The sequence below is a fragment of the Azohydromonas aeria genome, assembly GCF_009760915.1.
Taxonomy (GTDB): Bacteria; Pseudomonadota; Gammaproteobacteria; order Burkholderiales; family Burkholderiaceae_C; genus Azohydromonas; species Azohydromonas aeria.
In genome coordinates this window covers 1-3,804 of the sequence record NZ_VIDQ01000160.1, presented here as the reverse complement: position 1 = coordinate 3,804, position 3,804 = coordinate 1, and the positions used below count along the sequence as shown (strand labels likewise).

Sequence of the window (3,804 nt, the reverse complement as noted above, 5' to 3'; positions counted from 1 at the left end):
CTTCGTCAGATCGCCTTCTACGGCAAGGGCGGCATCGGCAAGTCCACCACGTCTCAGAACACGCTGGCCGCGCTGGCCGAGATGGGTCAGAAGATCCTGATCGTGGGCTGCGACCCCAAGGCCGACTCGACCCGTCTCATCCTGCACGCCAAGGCGCAGGACACCATCCTGTCGCTGGCCGCGGAAGCGGGCTCGGTGGAGGACCTGGAGATCGAGGACGTGATGAAGATCGGCTTCCGCGACATCCGCTGCGTGGAGTCCGGCGGCCCGGAGCCGGGCGTGGGCTGCGCCGGGCGCGGCGTGATCACGTCGATCAACTTCCTCGAAGAGAACGGCGCCTATGACGGCGTGGACTACGTCTCCTATGACGTGCTGGGCGACGTGGTGTGCGGCGGCTTTGCCATGCCCATCCGCGAGAACAAGGCGCAGGAGATCTACATCGTGATGTCGGGCGAGATGATGGCCATGTACGCGGCCAACAACATCTCCAAGGGCATCCTGAAGTACGCCAACAGCGGCGGCGTGCGCCTGGGCGGGCTGATCTGCAACGAGCGCAAGACCGACAAGGAGCTGGAGCTGGCGGAGTCGCTGGCGGGCAAGCTGGGCACCAGGCTGATCCACTTCGTGCCGCGCGACAACATCGTGCAGCACGCCGAGCTGCGGCGCATGACCGTGATCGAGTACGCGCCGGAGTCGAAGCAGGCGGGCGAGTACCGCAACCTGGCGCAGAAGGTGCACGCCAACGCCGGCAACGGCGTGATCCCCTCGCCCATCACGATGGACGAGCTCGAGGACCTGCTCATGGAGCACGGGATCATGCAGGCCATCGACGAGAGCCAGGTCGGCAAGACGGCCGCGGAGATGTCGGCCTGAGGCACTGAAGCCAAGGCGGCCCAAAGCCGGTAGGAGGCCCGCTTGCGGGCCGAACCACCCTGGGCCTGCGTCCTTCGGCTTCGCGCCGCCTCCAACGACAAAGTCCGTTCCCGCCGCAACCGCATCCCCCATCGAACACCCACTGCACACCGCTGACGGAGCCACCCGCCATGAGCATGACCGTTGAAGAGCGCAAGGCCGCGAACAAGGCCTTGATCGATGAAGTCCTGAAGGCCTATCCCGAGAAGATGGCCAAGCGCCGCGCCAAGCACCTCAACAACTTCGAGGAGGGCAAGCCCGACTGCGGCGTGAAGTCCAACATCAAGAGCCTGCCGGGCGTGATGACGATCCGCGGCTGCGCCTACGCCGGCTCCAAGGGCGTGGTGTGGGGCCCGATCAAGGACATGGTGCACATCTCGCACGGCCCGGTGGGCTGCGGCCAGTACTCGTGGGCGGCGCGGCGCAACTACTACATCGGCGTCACGGGCGTGGACACCTTCGTGACGATGCAGTTCACCTCCGACTTCCAGGAGAAGGACATCGTCTTCGGCGGCGACAAGAAGCTCGACAAGATCATTGACGAGATCCAGGAGCTGTTCCCGCTGAACAAGGGCATCTCGATCCAGAGCGAGTGCCCGATCGGGCTGATCGGCGACGACATCGAGGCGGTGTCGAAGAAGAAGAGCAAGGAGCACGGCAACCACACCATCGTGCCGGTGCGCTGCGAGGGCTTCAGAGGCGTCTCCCAGTCGCTGGGCCACCACCTGGCCAACGACGCGATCCGCGACTGGGTCTTCGACGGCACGACGAAGAAGGAGCGCGAGTTCGAGGCGACGCCGTACGACGTGACGATCATCGGCGACTACAACATCGGCGGCGACGCCTGGAGCAGCCGCATCCTGCTCGAAGAGATCGGGCTGCGCGTGATCGCGCAGTGGTCGGGCGACGGCACGATCGCCGAGCTGGAGAACACGCCCAAGGCCAAGCTCAACCTCATCCACTGCTACCGCTCGATGAACTACATCAGCCGGCACATGGAGGAGAAGTACGGCATTCCCTGGGTCGAGTACAACTTCTTCGGCCCGACCAAGATCGCCGAGAGCCTGCGCAACATCGCCAGCCACTTCGACGACACCATCAAGGCCAACGCCGAGGCCGTGATCGCGAAGTACCAGCCGCTGGTGGACGCGGTGGTGGCCAGGTACAAGCCGCGCCTGGAAGGCAAGACGGTGATGCTGTACGTGGGCGGCCTGCGCCCGCGCCACGTCATCGGCGCGTACGAGGACCTCGGGATGGAAGTCGTGGGCACGGGCTACGAGTTCGGCCACAACGACGACTATCAGCGCACCACGCACTACATCAAGGACTCGACGCTGATCTACGACGACGTCACGGGCTACGAGTTCGAGAAGTTCGTCGAGGGCCTCAAGCCCGACCTCATCGGCTCGGGCATCAAGGAGAAGTACGTGTTCCAGAAGATGGGCGTGCCCTTCCGCCAGATGCACTCCTGGGACTACTCGGGCCCCTACCACGGCTACGACGGCTTTGCCATCTTCGCGCGCGACATGGACATGGCCATCAGCTCGCCGGTGTGGAAGCTCACGCAGGCGCCCTGGAAGAAGGCGGCCTGAGGCCGCTGCCCGATCGCCGCTGAAACAGCTGCCTCGTCATGCCGGCGAAAGCCGGCATCCACCCCGGCCAGGATGCCGCCCGGGGTTCGTGGATCCCGGCTTTCGCCGGGATGACGGGGGAGATTGAGCCGCTTCGACCACCCATCCCCCGTACATCCCAGGAGTTAGAAATGCCCCAATCAGCCGACAAGATCCTTGACCACGAGCTGCTGTTCCGCGAGCCGGAGTACCAGGAGCTGTTCAGGAGCAAGAAGGAGAACTTCGAGTTCAACCACGCCGACGTCAAGGTCGCCGAGATCCGCGACTGGACCAAGACGAAGGAGTACAAGGACAAGAACTTCGCCCGCGAGGCGCTGACCGTCAACCCGGCCAAGGCCTGCCAGCCGCTGGGCGCGGTGTACGTGGCCAACGGCTTTGCCAAGACGCTGTCCTTTGTGCACGGCAGCCAGGGCTGCGTGGCCTACTACCGCAGCCACTTCAGCCGCCACTTCAAGGAGCCGACCTCGTGCGTGAGCTCCTCGATGACGGAGGACGCGGCGGTCTTCGGCGGCCTGAACAACATGATCGACGGGCTGGCCAACGCCTACAACCTCTACAAGCCCGAGATGATCGCCGTCTCGACGACGTGCATGGCCGAGGTCATCGGCGACGACCTGGACGCCTTCATCAAGAACTCCAAGCAAAAGGGCAGCGTGCCGGCGGAGTTCGACGTGCCCTTCGCCCACACGCCGGCCTTCGTGGGCAGCCACGTCACGGGCTACGACAACGCGCTGCTGGGCGTGCTCAAGCACTTCTGGGACGGCAAGGCCGGCACGGCCGAGCCGCTGGTGCGCAGCCCGGACGAGAGCATCAACTTCATCGGCGGCTTCGACGGCTTCGTCGTGGGCAACATGAAGGAAGTGCGCCGCATCTTCGAGCTCTTCGGCGCCAAGGTGAACATCCTCTGCGACCCCTCGGAGGTCTGGAACACGCCCACCGACGGCGAGTTCCGCATGTACGACGGCGGCACGACCAAGGCCGAGGTCGAGGCCGCGCTCAACGCCAAGGCGACGATCATCTTCCAGGAGTACTGCTGCGAGAAGACGGCCAGGTACATCGCCGAGAAGGGCCAGGAGGTGGTGGTGCTCAACGCCCCGGTGGGCGTGGCCGGCACCGACCGCTTCATCATGGCGATCGCGCGGCTGACCGGGCTGCCCATCCCGGCCCAGCTGGAGAAGGAGCGTGGCCAGCTGGTGGACGCGCTGGCCGACAGCCAGGCGCACCTGCACGGCAAGCGCTACGCGCTCTACGGCGACCCGGA

General features: G+C 65.2%; 3 protein-coding genes. All 3 read left to right on the top strand.

What is annotated here, in order from left to right; genetic code table 11:
- A partial coding sequence (nifH, locus tag FJ694_RS35975) for a nitrogenase iron protein (protein WP_157272318.1) occupies nt 1–873 on the top strand: 873 nt, incomplete at its 5' end.
- 170 nt (nt 874–1,043) lie between these two features.
- Nucleotides 1,044–2,504, top strand: a complete 1,461-nt coding sequence (gene nifD / locus FJ694_RS35970) for a nitrogenase molybdenum-iron protein alpha chain (RefSeq protein ID WP_157272317.1) — start codon at nt 1,044–1,046, stop codon at nt 2,502–2,504.
- A gap of 170 nt (nt 2,505–2,674) precedes the next feature.
- Nucleotides 2,675–3,804, top strand: a 1,130-nt coding sequence (gene nifK, locus FJ694_RS35965) for a nitrogenase molybdenum-iron protein subunit beta (RefSeq protein ID WP_157272316.1), incomplete at its 3' end; no start/stop codon positions are given.